The 23,058-nt window shown below is 62.1% G+C and carries 21 protein-coding genes and 1 tRNA gene; 13 read left to right on the top strand and 9 right to left on the bottom strand.

Features of this window, described 5'->3' with window-relative positions:
- Positions 1–128: 128 nt before the first annotated feature.
- The 9 genes from C6W91_RS02190 to C6W91_RS02230 all read left to right on the top strand — a co-directional run bounded on the left by C6W91_RS02190 (position 129) and on the right by C6W91_RS02230 (position 9,251).
- Positions 129–1,667 carry a benzoate-CoA ligase family protein gene (locus C6W91_RS02190; RefSeq protein ID WP_065271888.1) on the top strand — a complete coding sequence of 513 codons (1,539 nt, stop codon included), beginning with the start codon at positions 129–131 and terminating at the stop codon, positions 1,665–1,667.
- Positions 1,667–2,485, top strand: coding sequence for an alpha/beta fold hydrolase (locus C6W91_RS02195; RefSeq protein ID WP_065273633.1), 819 nt, complete (start codon positions 1,667–1,669; stop codon positions 2,483–2,485). The genes C6W91_RS02190 and C6W91_RS02195 overlap by 1 nt, the downstream gene beginning before the upstream one ends.
- Before the next feature lies 1 nt (position 2,486).
- Positions 2,487–2,942 carry a DUF309 domain-containing protein gene (locus tag C6W91_RS02200; RefSeq protein WP_065271889.1) on the top strand — a complete coding sequence of 152 codons (456 nt, stop codon included), beginning with the start codon at positions 2,487–2,489 and terminating at the stop codon, positions 2,940–2,942.
- 142 nt (positions 2,943–3,084) lie between these two features.
- Positions 3,085–4,743: a 2,3-epoxybenzoyl-CoA dihydrolase gene (gene boxC, locus C6W91_RS02205; protein ID WP_065271890.1), complete on the top strand. Its 1,659-nt coding sequence runs from the start codon at positions 3,085–3,087 to the stop codon at positions 4,741–4,743.
- 51 nt (positions 4,744–4,794) lie between these two features.
- Complete coding sequence (gene boxB / locus C6W91_RS02210) at positions 4,795–6,246, top strand: benzoyl-CoA 2,3-epoxidase subunit BoxB (RefSeq protein WP_065271891.1); 1,452 nt, start codon at positions 4,795–4,797, stop codon at positions 6,244–6,246.
- Between the two features lie 85 nt (positions 6,247–6,331).
- Entirely contained in the window at positions 6,332–6,505 is a 174-nt protein-coding gene (locus C6W91_RS02215) for a hypothetical protein (RefSeq protein ID WP_165832684.1), read from the top strand.
- Positions 6,506–7,711 carry a benzoyl-CoA 2,3-epoxidase subunit BoxA gene (gene boxA, locus C6W91_RS02220; protein WP_065271892.1) on the top strand — a complete coding sequence of 402 codons (1,206 nt, stop codon included), beginning with the start codon at positions 6,506–6,508 and terminating at the stop codon, positions 7,709–7,711.
- A 19-nt stretch (positions 7,712–7,730) separates the two neighbouring features.
- A complete protein-coding gene (locus tag C6W91_RS02225; protein WP_065271893.1) occupies positions 7,731–8,189 on the top strand; it encodes a thioesterase family protein in 459 nt (152 codons plus the stop codon).
- Between the two features lie 144 nt (positions 8,190–8,333).
- Positions 8,334–9,251, top strand: coding sequence for a helix-turn-helix transcriptional regulator (locus tag C6W91_RS02230; protein ID WP_065271894.1), 918 nt, complete (start codon positions 8,334–8,336; stop codon positions 9,249–9,251).
- 25 nt (positions 9,252–9,276) lie between these two features.
- On the opposite strand, the gene C6W91_RS02235 is transcribed toward C6W91_RS02230, so the two are convergent.
- A complete protein-coding gene (locus C6W91_RS02235; RefSeq protein ID WP_274839813.1) occupies positions 9,277–10,491 on the bottom strand; it encodes a winged helix-turn-helix domain-containing protein in 1,215 nt (404 codons plus the stop codon).
- A complete protein-coding gene (locus C6W91_RS02240) occupies positions 10,491–11,516 on the bottom strand; it encodes a LacI family DNA-binding transcriptional regulator (RefSeq protein ID WP_065271896.1) in 1,026 nt (341 codons plus the stop codon). Before C6W91_RS02240 ends, C6W91_RS02235 begins: the two co-directional genes overlap by 1 nt.
- Before the next feature lie 158 nt (positions 11,517–11,674).
- Between C6W91_RS02240 and C6W91_RS02245 the strand changes: the two genes are divergently transcribed.
- Positions 11,675–11,751 (top strand) — tRNA-Arg (locus C6W91_RS02245).
- 166 nt (positions 11,752–11,917) lie between these two features.
- On the opposite strand, the gene C6W91_RS02250 is transcribed toward C6W91_RS02245, so the two are convergent.
- From C6W91_RS02250 to C6W91_RS02270, 5 genes are all read right to left on the bottom strand, one after another.
- Complete coding sequence (locus tag C6W91_RS02250; RefSeq protein WP_065271897.1) at positions 11,918–13,405, bottom strand: globin-coupled sensor protein; 1,488 nt, start codon at positions 13,403–13,405, stop codon at positions 11,918–11,920.
- A gap of 260 nt (positions 13,406–13,665) precedes the next feature.
- Entirely contained in the window at positions 13,666–15,063 is a 1,398-nt protein-coding gene (locus C6W91_RS02255) for an adenylate/guanylate cyclase domain-containing protein (RefSeq protein WP_370570409.1), read from the bottom strand.
- A gap of 179 nt (positions 15,064–15,242) precedes the next feature.
- Positions 15,243–16,346: a site-specific DNA-methyltransferase gene (locus C6W91_RS02260; RefSeq protein ID WP_065271899.1), complete on the bottom strand. Its 1,104-nt coding sequence runs from the start codon at positions 16,344–16,346 to the stop codon at positions 15,243–15,245.
- A gap of 110 nt (positions 16,347–16,456) precedes the next feature.
- The gene (locus tag C6W91_RS02265; protein ID WP_274839812.1) at positions 16,457–17,074 is read right to left on the bottom strand and encodes a ribonuclease HII; all 618 of its coding nucleotides are present in this window, start codon (positions 17,072–17,074) and stop codon (positions 16,457–16,459) included.
- A gap of 123 nt (positions 17,075–17,197) precedes the next feature.
- Positions 17,198–17,731 carry a hypothetical protein gene (locus C6W91_RS02270; protein ID WP_274839811.1) on the bottom strand — a complete coding sequence of 178 codons (534 nt, stop codon included), beginning with the start codon at positions 17,729–17,731 and terminating at the stop codon, positions 17,198–17,200.
- Positions 17,732–17,919: 188 nt separating this feature from the next.
- On the opposite strand from C6W91_RS02270, the gene C6W91_RS02275 reads away from it, so the two are divergent.
- The 3 genes from C6W91_RS02275 (at position 17,920) to C6W91_RS02285 (ending at position 20,579) form a co-directional block, all read left to right on the top strand.
- Entirely contained in the window at positions 17,920–18,213 is a 294-nt protein-coding gene (locus C6W91_RS02275; RefSeq protein WP_274833117.1) for a hypothetical protein, read from the top strand.
- Positions 18,185–18,886, top strand: a complete 702-nt coding sequence (locus tag C6W91_RS02280) for a helix-turn-helix domain-containing protein (protein ID WP_065271902.1) — start codon at positions 18,185–18,187, stop codon at positions 18,884–18,886. The genes C6W91_RS02275 and C6W91_RS02280 overlap by 29 nt, the downstream gene beginning before the upstream one ends.
- Positions 18,887–19,025: 139 nt before the next feature.
- Positions 19,026–20,579 carry a DUF427 domain-containing protein gene (locus C6W91_RS02285; RefSeq protein ID WP_065271903.1) on the top strand — a complete coding sequence of 518 codons (1,554 nt, stop codon included), beginning with the start codon at positions 19,026–19,028 and terminating at the stop codon, positions 20,577–20,579.
- Positions 20,580–20,845: 266 nt separating this feature from the next.
- On the opposite strand, the gene C6W91_RS02290 is transcribed toward C6W91_RS02285, so the two are convergent.
- Both C6W91_RS02290 and aroC read right to left on the bottom strand, forming a co-directional pair.
- Positions 20,846–21,790, bottom strand: a complete 945-nt coding sequence (locus C6W91_RS02290) for an AEC family transporter (protein WP_065271904.1) — start codon at positions 21,788–21,790, stop codon at positions 20,846–20,848.
- A gap of 13 nt (positions 21,791–21,803) precedes the next feature.
- A complete protein-coding gene (aroC, locus tag C6W91_RS02295; protein WP_065271905.1) occupies positions 21,804–22,907 on the bottom strand; it encodes a chorismate synthase in 1,104 nt (367 codons plus the stop codon).
- Positions 22,908–23,058: the final 151 nt, after the last annotated feature.

The following is a 23,058-nucleotide window of genomic DNA, read 5'->3' on the forward strand; positions in this document are numbered from 1 at the left end:
GCGATATGTTGCATTATTTTGCGACCGGTGCATTAATCCGTCCCAGAACACGACTGCGCCGCCGGGGAGGGCCGCGCAGGCCGCCGGAGCGCCCCGCGCCTTCCGCGGCACATCAGGGAGGAGCGAGGATGACACCCAGCGGCAATGCGGCAGGATATTTTGTGGATCGCCACCGGAGCGAGCGCCCGGACAAGGTGGCCTTCCGGGAGGCCGCCGGCGCGCAGCGGCAGCTTACCTATGGCGATCTGGCCGAAAGCTCGGACCGGATGGCAGGCGCCCTGCGCCGGGCGGGCATAGCCCGCGAATCCCGCGCCGCCATGCTCGTGCTGGATCAGATCGAATTCCCGCAGATCTTCTGGGGCGCGCTCAAGGCCGGTGTCGTGCCGGTGCCGCTCAACACCCTGCTGTCCACCTCGGTTTACGAGGTCATCCTTAAAGACAGCCGCGCCACCATCCTGTTTGTCAGCGCCGAACTCTGGCCGGTGGTAGAGCCCGCCGTCGCTGCCTGCCCGGATCTGCAGCGCGTCGTGGTGATCGGCGGCGAAACGCCGGAGGGCTGCAACAGTTTCGAGGATTTCCTTGCCGGGGCAGAGCCGATGGAGGCCGTGGCCTGCTGCCCCGATGAAACCGCCTTTTGGCTCTATTCCTCTGGCTCCACCGGGCAACCCAAGGGCGTGCGCCATGTGCATGGGGCGCTGGCCGCTACCGCCGACACCTATGGCGCGCAGGTGCTTCAGGTGGCCGAGGACGATGTGATCTTCTCGGCGGCAAAACTGTTCTTCGCCTATGGGCTGGGCAATGGCATGACCTTCCCCCTGTCGGCGGGCGCCACCACCATCCTGTTCGATGGCCGTCCGACACCGGACTCGGTGCTGTCGATCCTCGATTCAGAAAAGCCAACCCTCTATTGCGGTGTGCCGACGCTTTATGCGGCCACGGTAGCGGCACTGGAAACCGCCGAGAAACCAGACGCGCCCCTGCGCCGCTGCATTTCCGCAGGTGAGGCCCTGCCCGAAGAGGTCGGCCGCAAATGGGAAGACATATGGGGCGTCGAAATCCTCGATGGTGTCGGATCGACCGAGATGCTGCATATCTTCCTGTCGAATGCGCCGGGCGATGTGGTCTATGGCACCTCAGGCGTGGCGGTGCCGGGGTACGAACTGCGGCTGGTGGACGAGAACGACGAGGAGGTGCCCGCAGGCGGCATTGGCGAACTTCTGGTGCGCGGTGCCTCGGCCGCCGAAGGGTACTGGAACCAACGCGGCAAGAGCCGCAGTACCTTCGAAGGCGAATGGACCCGCACCGGCGACAAATACGAACGTGGCGAGGACGGGCGTTTCATCTACTGTGGCCGTACCGATGATATGTTCAAGGTCTCCGGGATCTGGCTGTCTCCGTTTGAGCTGGAACAGGCGCTGGTCGCCCATCCCGCCGTGCTGGAAGCTGCCGTTGTGCCCGCCCGCGACGAGGAGGGTCTGGAAAAACCAAAGGCCCATATCGTGCTGAAGGACGGGACCGGGAACGACGCACTGACCGCCGATCTCAAGGCGTTTGTGAAGGAAAAGGTCGGCAAGTGGAAATATCCGCGCTGGATCGTCTATGCCGACGACCTGCCCAAGACGGCAACCGGCAAGATCCAGCGCTTCAAATTGCGGGAGGATGCATGATGGCGTTTGAATGGGGTGGAAGTGGCACGGTCACGGCAGGCGGTGCCAATCTGGAATATGCCTGCCATGGGCCTGCGCCGGATCAGGCTCCAACCCTAGTGCTGCTGCACGAAGGGCTGGGCTGCGTGGCGCTGTGGCGCGATTTCCCCGAAAAACTGGCTGCGGCCACCGGTTGGGGTGTCTTTGTCTATTCCCGCCAGGGCTATGGCCAGTCCGATCCGGTGACCTTGCCCCGGCCGCTCGATTTCATGACCCGCGAGGCAAAGGACGTGCTGCCCGGGCTGCTGGATACCATCGGTCTGGAGCATGGCGTGCTGATGGGCCACAGCGACGGCGCCACCATCGCGGCGATCTACGGCGGCAGCGTGCTGGATCACCGGGTGCGCGGGCTGATCCTGATGGCCCCGCATTTCTTCACCGAACCGGGCGGCCTTGCGGAAATCGCCAAGGCGAAAGAGGCTTATGACAGCGGCGATCTGAAAGAGAAGCTGGCGAAATATCATAAGGACCCCGAAGGCGCCTTCCGTGGATGGAACGATGTTTGGCTCGACGAAGGCTTCCGTGACTGGGACGTTGCAGATGTGATCGACTATCTGCGGGTGCCGGTTCTGGCCATTCAGGGCCGCGAGGACCAATACGGCACCCTCGCCCAGGTCGAGGTGATCGAGGAACGCACCTATTGCCCCTGCGATATGCTGGTGCTGGAGGATTGTCGCCACAGCCCACAACAGGACCAGCCACAAAAGGTCATCGACGCGGTCGCCGAATTCACCAGCCGTCTGGCCCGGATCGAGGCCGCCGAGGTCGAAACCGCCTGACATGGCCCGTTTTCCGGATCCGCCGCACGCCCATATCCCGGGCCAGACGCCCCGGCATCCGGAAGGCACCTTCGATGCGATCTGCGAGACAGCAAGACCGGAACAGCCCCTTGGGGCTGTTTTCGCGTCAGACGCCTGGCGTGCCGGATGTCAGTATTTCCGGACCGGTTATTTCTGGGAAGCACATGAGGTCTGGGAAGCGGTCTGGATGGCCCTGCCTGATCCCTCGGCCGAACGACGACTAGTGCAGGGGATGATCCAGCTCGCGAATGCAGCGCTGAAGCAGAAGATGCAGCGCCCGCGCGCGGTGCAGCGGCTCTGCGATATCGCCGACGCGCAGATGACCGACCTGCCAGGGGCGCTGTGGATCACCGCAGACCTGCAGGAGGATCAGATTCGGGCGCAGCTGCTGGACCTTCGCCGCCAGACCGAGAACACCACAAAAAGTGCACTATAATGCATTTTCAAAGCGGATATTCCGCAATCACACCGCAATATTCTGCATTATTATGCCGAAAGAAGGCATTATTATGCATCTTTTCCTTTGCCAGCCTGCAAAGCTGCGGTAGGTTACTCACAACAGAACTCAGGAGCGCGACATGCCCCAGGCAATCGATTTTCAAACCGACCCTTCGAAGTATCGCCACTGGCGGGTGGAGTATGATGGCCCCATCGCAAACCTCTACATGGATGTGGACGAAGACGGCGGGCTGTTCGACGGCTACCAGCTGAAGCTCAATTCCTACGATCTGGGCGTCGACATCGAGCTGTCCGACGTCGTGCAGCGGATGCGGTTCGAACACCCCGAGGTCAAGGTGGTGATCATGCGCTCGGGCAAGGACAAGGTATTCTGCGCTGGCGCCAATATCCGTATGCTGGGCGGCGCCAGCCACGCCCACAAGGTGAACTTCTGTAAATTCACCAACGAGACCCGCAACACCTACGAGGCCGCCGAGGCGGATTCGGGTCAGAAATACATTGCCGCCGTTCAGGGCGCCTGCGCCGGTGGTGGCTATGAACTGGCCCTCGCCTGCAACTACATCATGCTGACCAATGACAGCGCCTCCTCTGTCGCCCTGCCCGAAGTGCCGCTGCTGGCGGTTCTGCCCGGCACCGGCGGGCTGACCCGCGTCACCGACAAACGCAAGGTGCGCCGCGATCTGGCCGATATCTTCTGCTCGGTCGAAGAAGGCGTCAAAGGCCAGCGCGCCGTTGACTGGCGTCTGGTGGATGAGGTGGTACCGAATTCGAAATTCGCCGACACCGTTGCCCAACGCGCCCAGGAATTTGCTGCTGCCAGCAGTAAGGCAGACGGGCTGACCGGTATCACCCTGGGTCCGATCACCCGCAGCTTTGGCGAAGATTCGATCACCTATACGCTGGTCGAGGTCGAAATCGACCGCAAAGGCGGCCGTGCCACCGTGACCCTGAAAGGCCCCGATGGCGATGCCCCGGCAGATACCGCTGCGCTCCAGGCCGAAGGCGATCAGACCTACCTGCTGCGTCTGGCGCGTGAGCTGGACGATGCCATCCTGCACCTGCGCCTCAATGAACGCGAAGTCGGCACCGTGGTGTTCCAGACCCAAGGCGACGCCGAAAAACTGCTGGCGCATGAAGCGCTGCTGCTGAACAACCGCGATCACTGGCTGGCCAATGAAATCCTGATGTACTGGAAGCGCCTGCTGAAACGCGTCGACATGACCTCGCGCTCGCTGGTGGCCGTGGTCGAACACGGCTCCTGCTTTGCCGGGCCGCTGGCGGAACTGCTGTGGGCCGTCGACCGCTCCTACATGATGCTGGAAGAATTCGAAGGCGACAATCGCCCGCTGGCCGCCATCACGCTCAGCGAAGGGAACTTTGGCACCTATCCGATGGGCAACGACCTGACGCGGCTTCAGACCCGGTTCCTCGGCACCCCCGAGTCGGTCGAGGCGCTGCGCGATCATATCGGTGAGCCGCTTGAGGCCGATCAGGCCGAAGAGCTGGGCCTTGTGACCTATGCCTTTGACGATATCGACTGGGAGGACGAGGTGCGCATCTTCCTTGAGGAACGCGCCAGCTTCAGCCCCGATGCGATGACCGGCATGGAGGCCAACCTGCGCTTTGCCGGGCCCGAGACGATGGAAACCCGTATCTTTGGCCGCCTGACCGCCTGGCAGAACTGGATCTTCCAGCGCCCCAACGCGGTGGGCAGCGATGGCGCCCTGCAGCGCTACGGCACCGGCCAGCGCGGCGAATACAACATGGAACGCGTGTAACCAGGAAATACAGCGGTAGCCCAAGGCGGCGCCGCGTGACGGAGGAACGATATGCTTGATCTCATCAATGTCAGCTATGACACCCAGATTCCCAACAACGTTGGCCTGTCCAGCGATAAGAAGGTGCTGAAGGCGCTGGAAAAATGGCACCCCGGTTACATCAACTGGTGGAACGACCTGATCCCGCAGAACTTTCAGGAATCGATGGTCTACCTGCGCACCGCGGTTTCGGTCGACCCCAAAGGCTGGGCCAAATTCGACTACGTGAAGATGCCGGAATACCGCTGGGGCGTGCTGCTGGCGCCGCAGGTCGAAGGCCGCACCATCCCGATGGGCGAACACTATGGCGAACCTGCTTGGCAGGAGGTTCCGGGCGAATACCGCAACATGCTGAAGCGCCTGATCGTCATTCAGGGCGATACTGAGCCGGGCTCGGTCGAGCAGCAGCGGTTCCTCGGCCTCACCGCGCCGTCGCTCTATGACATGCGCAACCTGTTCCAGGTCAACGTCGAGGAAGGCCGCCATCTCTGGGCGATGGTCTACCTGCTGCAGAAATACTTTGGCCGCGATGGCCGCGAAGAAGCGAACGAGCTGCTGATCCGCTCCTCCGGCTCCGAAGAGGCGCCGCGGATGCTGGGTGCCTTTAACGAGGAAACACCGGACTGGTTGTCCTTCTTCATGTTCACTTATTTCACCGACCGCGACGGCAAGATGCAGCTGGAATCGCTGGCACAATCGGGCTTTGACCCGCTGTCGCGCACCTGCCGCTTCATGCTGACCGAAGAGGCGCACCACATGTTCGTGGGCGAAACCGGTGTGGGCCGGACCATTCAGGCCACCTGCGAAGCGATGAACAAGGCCGGGATCACCGACCCCTATGACATCAACAAGATCCGCGATCTGGGTGTCATTGACCTGCCCACCATCCAGAAAAAGCTGAACCTGCACTACACGCTGTCACTTGATCTCTTTGGCCAGGAAGTCTCCACCAACGCCGCCAATGCCTTCAACTCGGGCATCAAGGGGCGTTACATGGAAATGCGCCTGAAAGACGACCACAAGCTGACCAACGACACCTACGTGGTACGCACCGTCAAGGATGGTCAGATCGTCGCCGAAGAGGTCCCCGCCCTGACCGCGATCAACATGCGTCTGCGCGACGATTACGTCAAAGACGCCGCAGGTGGCGTGGGCCGCTGGAACAAGATCATCGAAAAGCACGGCATCGAATTCGAGATGAAGCTGCCGCACGAAGGCTTCCACCGCCAGATCGGCGTATTCTCCGCAGTGCGCTGCGACCCCGAAGGCAACATCATCTCGCAAGAGCAGTGGGACGCCAAGGTCAAGGACTGGCTGCCCAACAAGGAAGACGGTGCCTTTATCCAGTCGCTGATGAAACCGGTCTACGAGCCGGGCAAATACGCCAGCTGGATTTCGCCGCCAAAGGTCGGCATCGACAACAAGCCGGGCGATTTCGAATACGTGAAACTGCACATGGCATAAGCAGGGTTTAACCCTCTCTTTGCCGGCGCCTGTCACACTGACCGGCAGGCGCCGGAATTCAACAGCCAGACCGGAGGATCCCCAGATGGACATCACCCGCAGCCAAGCTGAAACGCCCAATGCCAACCGTGTGTCGGTTCAGATCAATGGCCTCAAAGGCCCCTGTGTGGGCTGTTCCGACTGTGTCGGCATGTGTCGCGAGCTGATCGATGCGCTGACCGTGCCCGATGCGATCCTCAAAAAAGCGCCGAGAAGCTGAATGACCAACGCCCCCACCGCGCCGCTGAAACAGCATCTGATCGATCCAGAGATCTGCATCCGCTGCTACACCTGCGAAATGACTTGCCCCGAAGAGGCGATCGAGCATGACGACATGAACGTCGTGGTCGACGCGGAGAAATGCAATTTTTGCATGGATTGCATCCCGGTCTGCCCGACCGGCTCAATCGACGAATGGCGGGTGGTGAACACCCCCTATTCGGTGGATGAGCAGTTCGAATGGATGGAACTGCCCGAGCAGGAAGAGATTTCCGGCGGCGACGCTGCCGAAGGCGATGTCGAGGCGATGGACGATGCCGTTGCTGCGCTGCTGGCCGATGCCCATGCCGGCGCGGGCGGCAAGGCGACCGCCCCCGCGAGCGCCAGCAAGCCGGTGATCAACATGTACACCCCCGGCAAACCGGCCCGGGTCAAGGTGCAGGGCAATTACCGGCTGACCGACAAGGACAGCGACAGCGATGTACGGCACATCATCCTGGATCCGGCGGGCCTGCCCTTTCCGGTTCTCGAAGGCCAAAGCATCGGTATCATCCCCCCCGGCACCGACGCCGAAGGCAAACCACATCTGCCGCGGCTTTATTCCGTGTCCAGCCCGCGCGATGGCGAACGCCCCGGCTATCACAACATCTCGCTGACCGTGAAACGCGAGGAACAGGGCCTGTGCTCCAACTATGTCTGCGACCTTGCTGCGGGCGACGAGGTACAGGTGACAGGGCCCTTCGGCGCCACCTTCCTGCTGCCCTCGGATCCGGCTGCTGACATCATGATGATCTGCACCGGCACCGGCTCGGCCCCCTTCCGCGCCTTCACCATGCGCCGCCTGCGTGAGGCACCGCATGAGACCGGCAAGATGACCCTGATCTTTGGCGCCCGCCGCCCGGGTGAGCTGCCCTATTTCGGCCCGCTGAAAAAGATCCCCGATACGTTCATGACCAAGCTCTTTGCCTTTTCCCGGCAGGAGGACGCGCCCAAGCAATACGTGCAGGACCGGCTGCGCGAGGAATCCGACCGGGTTGCCGCGCTGATGCAGAACCCGGCGGGCCATATCTATATCTGCGGGCTGAAAGCAATGGAGCAAGGCGTCGAAGAAGCCTTGCGTGATATTGCCCGCTCCCATGGTTTGAACTGGGCCGAACTGCGCGATAAGATGCGCACCGACGGACGTTACCACGTCGAAACCTATTGAGCCGCAGGACAAAACCCAGATGACAGACCAGATCGCCCCCGCCGGACAGGACGCCGGGACGGAGAACTTCGTGCACGAAATCCGCGTCGGTTGGGGCGACTGCGATCCGGCCAAGATCGCCTATACCGGCCGCCTGCCCGCCTTTGCGCTGGAGGCGATCGATGCCTGGTGGGAACATAACCTGGATGGCGATGGCTGGTTCCAGATGGAACTGGACCGCGGCACCGGCACGCCCTTCGTGAACATGAACATCGATTTCCGCTCGCCGGTGACCCCACGCCACCGGCTGATGTGCGAGGTCTGGCCCTGCAAGCTCGGCACCAAATCGATCACCTTCCGGGTGGATGCACGGCAGGACGGTGTTTTGTGTTTCGAAGGCACCTTTACCTGCGTCTTTATCGATCCGACCAATTTCACCGCCAAGGCGGCACCCCCGGATTACCGCGCCGTGGTCGAACCCCGGCTGCGCCCGGCCTAGGTTCCCATTCCCCGCTCCCGCGCCCCACTGACGTGGGGTCCCGCAAGATAATGCACTCCGCAGCCGCGCTCGTACCGGTTTTCATTTGAACCGGATGCGGCAGCGCCTTAAGTTTGTGCATTATGTTTCATATATCGGCGCCGCATGAGTGAGATCACCAATTTCCGGGGCGAAACCCGGCCCGCGCAGGACAAAAGCGAGATCGACCAGGTCGTTCCCGCCCTGATTTCACGCGTGGGGGAACGGGTCCGCAAGGCACGCGAGCGCAAGGGCATTCCGCGCCGGGTTCTATCGGACCGTTCGGGTGTGTCGCCGCGCTATCTGGCGCAGCTAGAGGCCGGAGAGGGCAATATCTCCATCGGCCTCTTGCAACGGGTGGCCGTGGCGCTGGATCACCGCATCGAATGGCTGATCGGCGAAGAGGATCCCTGGACCTCGGACGCGGTGCGGGTGGCGGATCTTTATCGCGGCGCCACCAGCAGCACCCAGCAGGCGGTTTTGGACCTCTTGGCGCCGCAGACGCCGGAAACCCAGCGCGCCGGGCGCGTCTGTCTGGTGGGTCTGCGCGGCGCAGGCAAATCGACCCTTGGCAGCATGGCGGGCAAGGAGCTTGGTATTCCCTTTGTCGAGCTCAACAGCGAAATCGAAAGCCAGTCCGGCATGCCGGTGTCCGAACTGATGGCGCTTTACGGCCAGGAAGGCTACCGCCAACTGGAGGCGCAGGCGATCAACCGCATCATCGCAACCCATGACAGCCTGATCCTGGCCGTCGCGGGCGGCATCGTCGCCGAACCGGAGACCTACACCAACGTTCTGGCGCATTTTCACACCATCTGGATCAAGGCCCGGCCCGATGAACATATGGCGCGGGTGCGGGCGCAGGGCGATGAACGCCCGATGGCGGGCAACCCCGAGGCGATGGAACAGCTCCGCTCGATCCTGACCAGCCGCGAGGCCCTGTACGGCAGGTCGCTGGCGCAACTGGACACCTCGGATCAGACCGTGGATCAGTCGCTGGCCAGCCTGATCACCATGGTCCAGGAGCGCGGCTTTACCGGTTGATCCGAATTGCATCCGCAAGCTTGTCTCATATCGGGTCGCGCAACCAATCATCGGCGAAGGCAACGTTTTGCAGCCCGGCGAAGCGCGCCACCCTGTCCAGTTCCGCCTCCAGCCTGCCGATACGCGGCGCTGACCAGCTGACCCCGCGCTCGGGCCAGACGGCGGTGATATTCAGCTGCCCCGCGCCGCGATCCGCTTTCATGTCGATCCGCCCCACCAGACGCTCCCGCTCCATCAGCGGGAAGACGTAGTAACCGTATTTGCGCTTGGGTGCGGGGGTGAAGACCTCGATCCGGTAGTGAAAGCCGAACAGGCGTTCGGCCCGCTTGCGATCCCGCAGGGCCGGGTCAAAGGGGCTCAGCACCCGCATCCGCCCCGGTGCCGGACCCAACGCCTCGGCCTGTTCCACGATGCCCGGGCGCGCCAGCACCCGGCGCCAGCCACCATCGGCCTGTTCGATCTCGACCTCCTCAAGGGCGCCAGATTGCAGCTGCGCCGCTGCCCAGTCCCTTGCCTCAGTGGCCGAAGCGGTATCCCAGAAGGCCGCGAGTTCGCCCGAGGTGGCAAAACCCAACCGATCCATCGCGCCATTGCACAGCCAGTCGACCGTCGCTGCCACATCCACAGGTGCCACGCCCGGGTGCAGGCGTTCGTCGATCACCCGCTCGGTCAGGTCATAGCATTTCTGAAACCCCTCGCGCCCGACCACCGTCAGCGCGCCGGACCGCCAGAGGTATTCCAGCGCGGTCTTGGAAGGATGCCAGTCCCACCAGCCGCCCGATCCCTTCTTCTCGTCCTTGCCGATATCCGATGAGCTGATCGCCCCGTGATCGCGGATATGTTCCAGCACGGTGGCGAACTGCGCCTCGAATCCGTCCCGCCGCCAGTTGCGCCAGCGGCTGCGCAGCAGATCGGCATCGCGCTGAAACCTAAGATGCCAATGGGTGTAATAGGCCATCGGGATCACGGCGGCATCGTGGGTCCAGTGTTCGAACAGTCCCCGATCCGCCTCGTACAGCCGTTTCAGATGGGCGGGGCGATAGCTGGGCCTGCGGGAATAGAGGATCACATCATGCGCGCGCGCGACCGTGTTGATACTGTCGAGCTGCACAAACCCCAGCCGCGAAATCAGATCCAGCAGGTCAGCGCCCTTCGACGGGCCGCTCGGCGCCTCCAGCAGCGCGTGCCGGTCCAGAAACAGCCGTCGCGCCGCCCGGTTGCCCAGCCGTGCCCGCGCCATCAGCGCCGTTTCAGCGTATCGCCATAGGCGATGGTCGGGGTGAGGGTCACGTGGCGTTCGATCTCGGCGTCGGGATCTTCCAGCTGCGCGGCAATGATCTCCGCCGCCTTGCGCCCGATTTCCTGACGGCAGGCATCCATGGTGGCCAGCTTGCGCGGCAGACCCTGCAACAGTTCAACCCCGTTGAAACCCGCAAGACCAATCTGCCCCGGCACGTCGATACCCTGCTCCAGCAGATACAGCAGCCCACCAGCCCCGATCATGTCATTGGAGTAATAGAGGAAATCCAGATCCGGAGAGCGTTCCAGCATTTCCGCCGTCATCTCGCGCCCCTTGGCCAGCGCCGAGCCGCCAGAATAAAAGGCGCGGTCTTCGATCTCGACGCCTTCCTTGGCCAGCGCCTCGGTAAAGCCTTCGAAGCGTTTGCGGGCGCGGTGGTCCAGCGGCATCTTGGTGCCCATGAAGCCGATGTGACGATACCCGGCTTTGAGGATCGCCTTGGCCATCTCGCTGCCCGCGCGGCGGTGCGAAATTCCGACCATCGCATCCACCGGCTTGCCATCGGTATCCATGATCTCAACCACCGGAATGCCCGAGGCATTGAGCATGGCGCGCGCCGCCTCGGTATGTTCAAGCCCGGCAATGATCACCCCCGAGGGCCGCCAGGACAGCATCTCGTAAAGAACCTTTTCCTCTTTTTCCGGTTGATAGTCTGTTACCCCGACGACTGGCTGCAGCTCGGTGTTTTCCAGCACTTTGTTCACCCCGGTCAGCACCTCGGGAAAGACCATGTTCGACAACGAAGGAATGATCACCGCCACCAGATTGACCCGTTTCGACGCCAGCGCGCCGGCGATCTTGTTGGGCACATAGCCCAGTTCCTTGGCCGCGGTCAGGACCTTGGTACGGGTCTTTTCCGACACGTCCCCCCGGTTGCGCAGCACCCGGCTGACGGTCATTTCCGAAACACCTGTGGCTTCCGAGACATCACGAAGGGTGAGCGGGCGCTTGTTGTCGGTGGTCACGGGCGTGGACCTCTTTGATTGTTTCCTGAGCGATGTTAGCGCAGACGGCGATGACAACACAATGGCAACCACGCCGACCTGCCGGATCTGAAAAATACGACCACGCAGCCACATAGCATTGTGATGGCAGATGTGATTTGCTATCGCCTGAAACGCGCGGCCCCGTGGCTCAACTGGATAGAGCAGCCCCCTCCTAAGGGGCAGGTTGCAGGTTCGAATCCTGCCGGGGTCGCCAGTGATCAACTATTGGAAGATCATGTTTGGGGTCCGGGTCACAGAACTGGAAAAGCGCCGTATTCGGTTGCCCATGTTCTGCCGTTTCGCGTTGGCAACTTGTCAGACCAGGCACCGCCACCGACCAGTGTCAGCGGCGGACAGGTCGTGCCCCGCGCACCCGGTTTTCAGGCGGCGTTGGCTTCGGTGCCGTCTACTGAATTGGCTAGGTAGGCTTCGAACTCCTGGTCCATCCGGCCCTCGGCTCCGCCCACCGCATGAAGCCCAAGCGTGCTGAACCCATCCATGCTGGTCTTCAGTCGACCCGAATCCTCGGCAAGCTTCGAGGTGGTTTCATAAACCGCGCCCGCCCGGGTGGCGTTATCCAGCGTGGTCTGACCCAGATCGCTCATGCTGCTGTCGATTTCCTGCAGGCTGAGCGATTGACGAGAGATTACGCCGGAGATTTCCGACATCAGCTGCGAGACGTCGATCACGCCTTGACGAATGCCGGACAGGCTTTGCCCCGTGGCGCGAACCAGATCGCTGCCATCGTTGACGTGGATCGAGCTTTCGGCAATCAGGGCCTTGATCTCGTTCGCGGAATCCGACGCCCGCGCCGCAAGCGAGCGCACCTCGGAGGCGACCACGGCAAATCCGCGCCCGGCCTCTCCGGCCCGGGCCGCCTCGACCCCGGCGTTCAGCGCCAGAAGGTTGGTCTGAAAACTGATATCCTCGATCACATCTACGATTTTGGCGATTTTCGACGAGGACGTTTCGATACGTTCCATCGCTTCGATGGCCCTCTCCACCACAAGACCGCCTTCTTCGGCATCCTTACGGTTCAAGTCCGAGTGTCGACTGGCCTTCTCGACCATATGGGTGGCCTCGGTGGTGCCAGCGGAGACATGGCTGACGGCGGCGACGGCCTCTTCCAGGGTGGCCGCCTGCTGTTCAGCGCGCTCTGCCATTTCCCGTGTTAGCTCCGAGGTTGAGCTGATTTTGTCGGCAACCGAATTGGCGCGTGTTGTGGCATCGGAAATGATCCCAGACCAGCGGCCAAGCAGATTGTTGTAAGATTCTCGGATCCCGTCGAACCGCGCCGGAATCCCGTCTTCTTGTCGGATCGGCCTGGTCAGGTTGCCCTTCTCCAGCTCGAAAATACCGGTGGTCAGCACGTCCAGTGCCTTGCTGTGTTCGGCATGCTGCGCCTCGAAATACGAGGCGATCACCCGCTCGCAATCGGCCATCATCAACCGGTTCACCAGTTGTACCTGTTTTGACAGCACCGCCCGGCTGGTCATCCGCTTGCGCACCAGGATATCCATCATATCGGCCCCAGCCGAGGAATAACCGCCGAGATACTGAATGAAAGGCAGGCGCAACTCGTAGTGGACCCTGCCGACCCGAGCAGCGGAATCAAAATACTCCTGGTCGAACCGCCCCGAGAACAGCCGCTGCCAATGCGCCTTCTGGGCCGCTTTAGCGTGGGCAACCACCTTGTCATCGGCAAAGAAACGGCGGGTTTCCTCGCGTTCCAGCACGCGATCATAAAACCGCTCCAGCACCCGGCCGAGGTGTGGCACGAGCAGTTTTTCGGTCTGGGCGATCAGATCCTTGCTATCGGTATCAAGAGAAAACCACTGGAAAAAACTCTGATGATCTGTGGATGACATGTGACGCCCGTACCCTTGTTAAACTTGTGATCTTTCTGCCTTGCAGCATTTGATGACTAGTTAAAGACGTGCGTGAAAGTTACAAGAATACCGACCTAAACCTTTGCGGTGAAATGATTTTAATTCACCATAAATTCGATTATTGAAATCTAAAAAAGAGAGCAGCATACCGCGTGCACCCCGCCTTACGCCAAGGGTCCGCATTAAACGGTTCGAAAATGCCCTGAAACGCTCTTCTCTGCTGGCGTAGCCTGACCGAGTCAGCCACAGGTCGCGGTTACGCTCCAGACGCGCATGGACTGATCCAGACCGCGGATATCCTGTCCGTCGTGACAGGTGAAATCATTCAAAAGCTCCGGCGCCTGCCCCTCGGCCATGACCTGCCCGCGCAAATCATCACTCATCACGATCTGCGCCTGCAGTCTGCGGGTCATTTCTTCGAGCCGTGCCGCCACGTTGACCGCAGTCCCGATCACCGCATACTCCAGCCGGTTTGCACCGATATCCCCCAACACGGTCTCGCCATAGTGAATGCCGATACCGGCGCAGATTTCCGGCTCTCCCCGGCGGCGCCGGTCGCGATTCCAATCCGCCAGCGCCTCTTGCATCGCAATGGCGCAGGCCAGCGTATCGGTGGCATCCTGCGGTCCAGCCATCGGGGTACCAAAGGTCGCCATCAGCCCATCACCCAGATATTTATCGAGCGTCCCCCGATGACGGAAAACCTCGCGCTCCATCCGGGCATGAAAGGCCCGCAGCAACTCGATCACCCGGTGGGGATCCTGCCCCGCGCTCATCCGGGTAAAGCCGACGATGTCGATGAACAACACGCCCACATCCTGGCTGCGCACCTGCTTCAACGGATCGTCGTTCTGCGACAGCTGGTCCACCACATTGGGCGAGAAATAACGCGACAGGTTGGCCCGTTCGCGTTCAAGCCCCGCGTTGTCCATCAGCAACCGGCTGAACCGGCGCGCGGAAATCCCCAGCGTCACCGCCACCAGAAGAAAGACAAAGATCTCCTGAATGCGCAGGGGAATGTTGAAACTGTTCGGATCCATCATCGCCGCCAATTCGGTGCCGGGACCAAAAGCGGCCTGCGTGGCGGCGGTCAGTTCTGGAAATGGGTCCGCAAACCACCACGCCAGGCCCAGTCCAACGGCCCACATCGCAGAGGTCCAGACCCCGATCGCGATCACCGTGCGCCAGGAAAACGCCAGTGTCCCGCCCGCCAGGATCACAAAGAAATAGAGAAAGTTGTCGATCCTGTACTGCATCGCCAGCGGCAGATCACTGGGGCTGAAGGGATTCGGCGCCACCATGCCCACCGTCATGATCAAGAGGTCCATGAAGATCAGCAACAGCTCGACCCGGGAACGCCCCACCTGTCCATAGCGCTGGATCAGCCAGCCGTTCAGGCACAGCAGCAGCAGAATGCCATGGTAATAAAGCACATCCCAGGTCGGGCTGACGGCAACCAGAAAGACCGAGATGACAGCCATCGCAATCCAGCGCGCCCGCACCGCGAGTTCCAGACCCTCGCGCTTGTGCGCCTCCAGCGCCGCCGCTGCGTATTGGCTGTCCCCCACGGGATCCGCCGCATTGACCGTCTCAGCGGCGCGCATCTGCTGCGCCGCACCCAGAGCCGTATCCGCCATCGTCCGTTCCTTCGTTCCCGATCCGACCATAGGCATCACCCCGGCGGGACGCACCCCCTATCCCGCAGGTAGAACCAAAAAAGCCCCGCCAGATCGGCGGGGCAAGGTGAGGTGCCCGCGCCCCTGACCAAAGGTCGGGGCACAGGCACCAGCGGTGTTGTTTGGTTTTCTCGGTTAGATCAGGCCTGCATTTCCGCGCGGATCTGCTGACGCAGAACATCGATCGGAACGGTTTTGCCATCGCGGCGGAAGCACCAATAGGTCCAGCCATTGCAGGACGGTGCGCCTTCCAGCGCGGCGCCGACCTGATGGATCGAGCCTTTGACCTCGCCGCCGACCAGCGTGCCGTCGGCGCGCACCTTGGCCTTGTGGCGCTGGTTCATCGAGAACAGCTCTTCGCCGGGGCGCAGCATGCCGCGTTCGACCAGTTGGCCAAAGGGAACACGCGGTTCCGCGCGTTTGCTGGCCGAAACCTGCAGGGCTTCACGGTCGAACTTGCGCACTGCCTTGATGCGTTTTGCTGCTACCTCGCGGTAGGCCTCTTCCTGTTCAATCCCGATGAACTCGCGGCCCAGCATCTTGGCCACGGCGCCGGTGGTACCAGTGCCAAAGAAGGGATCAAGCACCACGTCACCCGGGTTGGTCGAGCCGACCAGGATGCGGTGCAGCAGCGATTCCGGCTTTTGCGTCGGATGCGCCTTGTCGCCATTCTCGTTCTTCAGACGCTCATGCCCGGTGCAGATCGGCAGCACCCAGTCGCTGCGCATCTGGATGCCTTCGTTCAAGGCCTTCAGCGCTTCGTAGTTGAAGGTGTATTTTGCGCCTTCCGACTTCGACGCCCAGATCATCGTCTCGTGGGCGTTGGTATAGCGCTTGCCACGGAAGTTCGGCATCGGGTTGGACTTGCGCCAGATCACATCATTCAGGATCCAGTAGCCCTCGTCCTGCAGCGCCGATCCGACCCGGAAGATGTTGTGGTACGAGCCAATCACCCAGATAGAGCCGTTCGGCTTCAGGATCCGGCGCGCCTCGCGCAGCCAGGCGCGGGTGAAATCGTCATAGACCTTGAAGCTGTCGAACTGATCCCAGTGATCATCGACAGCATCGACCTTGCTGTTGTCGGGGCGATGAAGCTGGCCCTTCAGCTGCAGGTTATAAGGGGGGTCCGCGAAGATCAGATCGACGGAATTTGCCGGGAGACCGGCCATGACCTCGATGCAATTGCCACCAAGAATCGCGTTTAGAGGGAGCGCCGCGGCGCCCTTCGTCATGGTTTTGTTCATTTGCTCTGCCTCAATAACCACGGCGCATTTTTGCGCTCATTTTGGTTATCCACAGGATGAGTCATCCGGGATTCGAGGTCAATTTGTTTTTTAGAACAGCAGTCTACGGTTCACTCTTGATACAATATCTTGTGGACCGGCTTGAAGGATCTCCGATGATGTGGGGTGACGCCCAATTCCTCCAGCGCCATGCGGTGCTGTTTCGACGGGTAGCCTGCGTTTTTCTCCCATCCATATCCCGGAAACTGTTGCGCTAAATCCACCATGATCCGATCCCGGGCCTCTTTGGCCACGATCGAGGCCGCCGCGATCGACAGTGATTTGCCGTCTCCCTTGACCACCGCTTCAGCCGGAATCTGCAGCCCGTTGGGGATCATGTTCCCGTCGATCAGCAGGTAATCCGGCTGCGGGTCCAGAGCTGCCACGGCGCGTTCCATCGCCAGATGCGAGGCGCGGAGAATATTAAGGGAATCAATCTCTTCAACGGTGGCATGGGCAATCGCAACCACCCCATTGTCAAAGATCGCCTGCTCCACCGCCTGGCGTTTTTTCGGGCTCAGTTTCTTGGAATCATTCAGCCCCTCGGGAATGCATTCAGGGGTCAGTATGACGGCTGCTGCCGTGACCGGTCCGGCCAATGGCCCCCGGCCCACCTCATCCACTCCGGCGATGATCAGGGACCCGCGGGCGCGGGCGGCGTCTTCAAGGCTGTAATCTGGCTGGTCCATGGATCCGAGAGACCCAAACCAGCGCAGTTTTGCAATCCCGTCACGCCCGACCAAAGGAAAAAGAGAGGCAGTGCCCCTCTGAAATCGCCTCTCACTGTTGCGGAAATATCACCGCCCTGCCCGTCACCGGCGCACCAACCGGTAACCTCGGTTCTGCAGGCAGGTCGGCTTGTAACCGCTGCGATGCTTATGCCCGTTCCAGAAGGTCACCCGGCAGGCCTGCGGCAGCGCCGATTCGTACCGGTATTGGCGCTTCAGGCAGTTCTCCCCGACCAAGGTGTGGCTGCGGCTGTAGCGCGGGAAATAGCGCACGCATTGCGCCGGAAGGTCATAACGCGCCACCCGGGGCGGCAGCGGGCGCGACCCGTGATGCGGACGACCGTGGTGGGGGTGCGCGCCGTGCTTAGGATACCCATGGCCATGCGGCGGCGTGGTCACCGGTGCAGTGTAACGCTCCTGGTGCCGCGCATCATTGATCGCCGCGCCCAGAATGCCAAGCAGAGCCACCCCTGCCAGCACCTTTGCCACGTCTTCGTCGGCACGGGCAGGCGCGGCGGACATACCGGTGATGGCCAGCGACAGCGACAGAATCAACGCAATGAACTTGCGGTGGGATTTGCCCTGTGGGCAGCGGCGGGTGGAAGCGGAGTAGGTCATATCAAAGCCTTTCATCAGGGGCGCAGGGCGGCATGTCGTTGAATGTTTCATCGTGGCCAGAAGCCGGTGATCCAACCCTGGCTTTGCTGCCGCCGGACAGGCAATAACGCCCCCCTGATATCGGATATCAGCCCCGCCAAGACGCTGTTGTTATTGAATATCGGCGCGTTCGGGCGCAGGGTTGCGTCATGAAACACATGCTCCTGATCCCCCTCCTGGCTCTGGCCCTGACTGCGGGCGCACCGCAGGCGCAGGCCGCCGATTGCTATGCCGATTACAAGGCCAAGCAGGACAACCCGCTGAAACTGCATTATGGCGTCATCCAGCTGTCCGGCCCCTGCAAGAAGGGCCCGGCCCGCAAGGAAATCACGGCCCGTCTGGCGCCTGCCGGATGGACCCTCTTGAACGTGCTGTCGGTCTTTGGACCCGAAGGCCTGCAACAAAGGAAGGCCAATGCGGGCTCCTATTACCTCCGTTTCTGAAATGCGCGCCGCGGGCGGGCGGGTGGTCGCGTTTGGTATCGTCGCCATCGTGGCGCTGCTGGCGATTGCCGGGACCTGGCTGCTGCTGACCCTGCCCGATGCCAACGCCTTTAACGCCCGTGTCGAACGGGTCTTTGTGGAAAACGACCTGACCACCCAGGCTGAGATCAAGCTGCTGGAGATTCTCGCCCAGTCCGGCACCGCCTTTGCCGATACGCTGGCCAGCTACCGTATGGTGATCTTTGTGCTGCTGGTCTTTGCCGCTGCGATGATGCTGGCGGCGCTGGTGGTGCTGACCATGCTGCTGCTCCTGAACCGGCGCATGGCGCAGATCGAACGCGCCGGCATTCAGGTCAACGAGCTGCTGATCAGCCGCGAGGAAAACACCGTCTACCTCAACAGCATGGGCTTCCGCCTGACCCCGGCAGCGATGGAGACCCTCGCGGCCCTAGCCGAGGCGCGGATGGATGATGATGTCCTGTCGGGCGCTGAAATCGAAGCGGTGATTTCCGGCCGTCACAGCAGCGATTGTGACGAGGCCGCCGGCGCCACCCGGATCAAACGCCTGCGCGATACCCTTGGCAACCAGATGATCAGCGAGCTTCTGGTCAAGAACATCGCCAAACGCGGCTATGTCCTGGCCATTAGCAAGGATGTCATCCGCATGGTATAATGCGCGACAGAGCACCGACATCGTGCGCAACCTGCACATCACCTGTGCGGCATCTGCCGGTTTCGCATCTGGAAACCCGGCAGAGCCCGCCCCATATAGGACCAACTCCACAGATCGGTTTTTAAAAAGGACAGCCCGGATGAATGTGCACGTTAAGCCCCCCGCCCGGGGATACGGCATTCTGGTCGAACCGCTCAGCGGTCCGGTGCGGGTGTTCCGCAACGGTGTCCTTCTCGCCGAAAGCAGCGCAGCAAAGGTGATGTATGAAACCCGCCTGCCGCCCACCGTCTATTTCCCGCGCGACGATGTGTTGGTGCCCCTCTCCGAACGGGTGGCGCTGCAAACCTTCTGCCCGTTCAAAGGCACCGCCTGTTATCACGATCTGAAGCTTGAGGACGAGCGCGTCGACAATGCGGTCTGGATCTACGAGAACACCCTGCCCGAGGCCGCCGGGATCACCGGCCATGTGGGTTTCGTGCAGGATGATGAAACACAGCTGGATCTGGGGGAGAACACGCTCACCCCGCCCGATTCCGGCAATATCTCCGGCCCGCTGATCGACTGGCTGCTGCGCGAAGCAGCAATGCTGAACACTCCCGAAAGCTTTACCGAGGCGCTGGCGGAAAAGCTGCGCGAACAGGGCGTGCAACTGGCCCGGCTGTCGGTGCTGGCCTGGTCCCTGCACCCGATGATCGCGGGCAAGAACTACGTCTGGAAACGCCGCTCCCCAGAGATCATCGTCACCGCACCCAGCTATGACCTCCTCAGCAAACCGCAGTATCAGAACAGCCCCCTGCGCCATGTCTCGCAGGGGCTTGGCGGTGTGCGCCACCGGCTGCACCGCGATCTGCCCGACGATGCCTTCCCGATCCTGCAGGACCTGCGCAGCGAAGGCGCCACCGATTACGTCGCCATGCCGCTGCCGTTCTCGGACGGGCGTACCAACGTGATGACCGTGGCCAGCGATCACCCCGACGGGTTCACCACCGCCAATCTGGGCCTGATATTTGAATGCAGCGCCGTCATCGCCCGCTATTACGAGGTCTTCATGCAGCGCGAAAACGCACAATCGCTGCTGGAAACCTATGTCGGCAAACGCTCCGGCGCGCGGGTCCTGGGCGGTGAAATCCGCCGCGGCGACGGAGATGAGATCGACGCCGCCATCATGTTCTGCGATCTGCGCAATTCCACCAGACTCGAAGAGGACCTGGGCCGCGATGCCTATATCCAGCTGCTGAATGGCTTCTTTGAAACCGCCTCTACAATCGTGCATGACAACGGTGGCGAGGTGCTGAAATTCATCGGCGACGCTGTGCTGGCGGTCTTCCCCGCCGATCCACAGAAAAGCTACCGCGCCCGCAGCCAGGCACTGGCCTCGGCCCGCGCCATCGTCGATGCACTGCCGGAGCTGGCGCGCGACACCGGGCTGGCGGCGCTGCAATGCGCCACCGGCCTCGCCTATGGTTCGGTCACCTATGGCAACGTCGGCTCGCAGGAACGGCTCGATTTCACCGTAATCGGACGCGCCGCCAACGTCGCCGCCCGCCTGGGTGAATATGGCAAGACGCAAGGCCACCAGATCGTGGTCAGCGCCGATGTGCTGAAAGACCCCTCCAATGCCATCCCTCTGGGCGAGGTCGAACTGCACAATGTCTCCCGCCCGGTGAACAGCTACGCGATCCCCACCTCCTGACCTGCCCTTCCGGTCCCCACTCTCTGGTGATGGGTCAAGGGCCGCACTGCGGCCGCGCGCCAGCGCGGTTCACCCTTGAGGCAGCGCCAGAGGGTATGATCCTTGTGTAGGTCCGTTGAGGGCAGATCTGCCCCTCAATGGACCTCTCAGCAATTACACTTGCGCTGTCCAAAGGACAGCGCCCGGCCCAAGGCCGCACGAAAGGGGGCTGGCGCAGCCGACCCCCTGCGGGCGCGGGAGTATTCCGCCTGCCCCAAAGACTTAGCTCAAACCAGCAGCCACAACAGAACGGTCAGCGTCACAAAGGCGAGGCTCGTGGCGGTCAGCATAGCGAGGCTCGCCGCGCCCTCCAGCCCCTGCCGCTGGGCCAGCACCGTATAGATCCCGAACATCGGCATCGCCGCCGACAGGATCACCGCGCTGTGCAACTCTTTCGGCATCGTCACCAGACCCGCCCATAGCAGCACCGCCGCCGCGCCAGCCACCAGCGCCGGGTGCAAAAGCAGCTTGCTCGCCGCGATCTGCGCCGCAAGACTGCGGTTGCCGTGCATCGGCAGCCCCACCAGCGATCCACCGATCACCACCAGCGACAGCGCCCCGGCCGAGGCCGCCAGCATATCGACAAAACGCAGGAACGGCCCCGGCAGCGCAAACCCGGAGGCCGAAACCACAAGCCCCAGCGCCAGTGCGATCAGCATCGGCATCTTCGCCATGTTCCACAGGATACCGCGCAGTTTCGGCAACAGCGGCTGGCCCGGCGTGCTGCCCGCCAGTTCCATCAAGAGCAGGCAGGTGGGGATCAGGATCAGGTTCTCGACCAGCAGGTTCAGCGCCAGGATCACCCCGGCCAGATCCGGAAAGGTCAACAGCATGATCGGATAGCCGACAAAGCCGTTGTTGGGACAGGTCGATCCCATCACGCCCAGCGCCCGGCGACGCGGATCCACGCCGCGCAGGGTGAACAGCACGAAGGAAACCGCGATGGTGGCAATGCCGCCCAGACCATAGGCCAGCACGTATCCGGGCTGGAACACTTCGGCCGGGTTGCGCGCTGCCACGGCGGAGAAGATCAGCGCCGGTAGGGCGATGTTCAGCACATAGGCCCCGAACCGGCGCATATCCTCTGGGGTGAACCAGCCTTTCCAGACGATCCCGTAGCCAAGGCCCAGCGCCGCATAGATCGGAAAGGTGATCGACAGGATCGCGCCCATGGCTCTGTGGCTCCTAGCCGATCTTCCCCTGGTTCTCGCCGATCTGTCCGCGGTGCAGCATCAGGTGATCCAGGATCACGCAGGCCATCATCGCCTCGGCCACCGGCACCGCGCGGATACCAACACAGGGGTCATGGCGGCCCTTGGTGATCACCTCGGCCGGGCTGCCATCCTTGCGGATCGACTGGCGCGGCGTCAGGATCGACGAGGTCGGCTTTACCGCGAACCGCACCACCACATCCTGCCCGGTGGAAATCCCGCCCAGGATACCGCCTGCATGGTTGCTGGAATAGACCGGCTGACCATCGTTGCCCATGAAGATCTCATCGGCGTTTTCCGAGCCTTTCAGACGCGCGGCATTCATGCCTTCACCGATCTCCACCCCCTTGACCGCGTTGATCGACATCATCGCCGCCGCCAGATCGGTATCGAGCTTGCCATAGACCGGCGCGCCGATCCCGGCGGGCACGCCGCGCGCCACCACCTCAATCACCGCGCCAACGGAATCATGCGCCTTGCGCAACGCCTGCAGGTAGTCTTCCCAGTCTTTCACAGCGCCCGCATCGGGGATCCAGAAATCATTCTGATCGATGGCGTCCCAATCGAACCGTTCCCGGTCGATGCCCATCTCGCCCATGGCGACCATATAGCCCTTGATCTCCAGCCCCGGTGCCAGCGCCTTGATCGCCTCGCGGGCAACACCGCCCGCAGCCACCCGCGCCGCCGTTTCCCGCGCCGAGGACCGTCCGCCGCCGCGATAATCGCGGTTGCCGTATTTCTGGTAATAGGTGATGTCGGCATGACCGGGGCGGAAGGTCTGGGCGATATCGCCGTAATCCTTGGAGCGCTGGTCGGTGTTCTCGATCATCAGCTGGATCGGCGTGCCGGTGGATTTTCCTTCAAAGACACCCGACAGGATCTTCACCGCATCCGGTTCGTTGCGCTGGGTCATGTTCTTGTTCTGACCCGGGCGGCGCTTGTCCAGCCACTGCTGCAGCATCTCCGGCTCCAGCGGCACGTTCGGCGGGCAGCCATCGACGGTGGCACCCAGCGCGGGACCGTGGCTTTCACCCCAGGTGGTGACGCGGAAAAGATGGCCAAAGCTGTTCATCGACATGGGGGCGGTCTCCTTTGCGATCCGTGCTTAGCGGCGGGGCGGGCGTGGCTCAAGTGCAATTGCGCCCGCGTTGCCTGTCCCGCGCACGCTGCGGCAAGGCGCTGGTCACCTGTTTCGCGCGCGAAACATCCGCGCCGCCGCCCTCTTTCCT

The organism is Phaeobacter sp. SYSU ZJ3003 (assembly GCF_041300735.1).
GTDB classification, from domain to species: domain Bacteria; phylum Pseudomonadota; class Alphaproteobacteria; order Rhodobacterales; family Rhodobacteraceae; genus Phycobacter; species Phycobacter gallaeciensis_A.